General features: G+C 47.5%; 1 protein-coding gene. It reads left to right on the top strand.

Annotated features, from left to right (window positions below; genetic code table 11):
- Positions 1-65: 65 nt before the first annotated feature.
- Positions 66-297 (top strand): hypothetical protein (locus FS628_RS30425; RefSeq protein ID WP_145326673.1); only part of this gene is annotated, 232 nt, incomplete at its 3' end.

Below are 297 nucleotides of genomic sequence, written 5' to 3'. Positions count from 1 at the left end.
GTAGGAAAAAAAGTATCAAGTTTATGGATATGGGCGAAAGGTTGAATAAAGAGGAGATGAGGTGGGTGGGAGAACAGAATATGATTGAAGGTGTAAGTGAAACTGGCTTGGAAGGGGGAGGTCCGATTAGAGGTGGGGAGTTGAGGGCAGTGATGGTAGGATTGATGGGTGTAGAGATGTGGGGGAAGGATGAGGATGGTTTTGAGGATGTAAGGGATGAGGATTGGTTTGGTGGTGAGATGAAGGGGGGGGTTCATGATGAGATGGTTGAAGGTATGGGGAATGGGAAATCTGGTC

Source organism: Paenibacillus xylanexedens (assembly GCF_007676705.1).
In the GTDB taxonomy this organism is placed as follows: Bacteria; Bacillota; Bacilli; order Paenibacillales; family Paenibacillaceae; genus Paenibacillus; species Paenibacillus xylanexedens_C.
The sequence above is the reverse complement of the archived record's forward strand: the minus strand, read 5'-3'. Positions and strand labels throughout refer to the sequence as shown.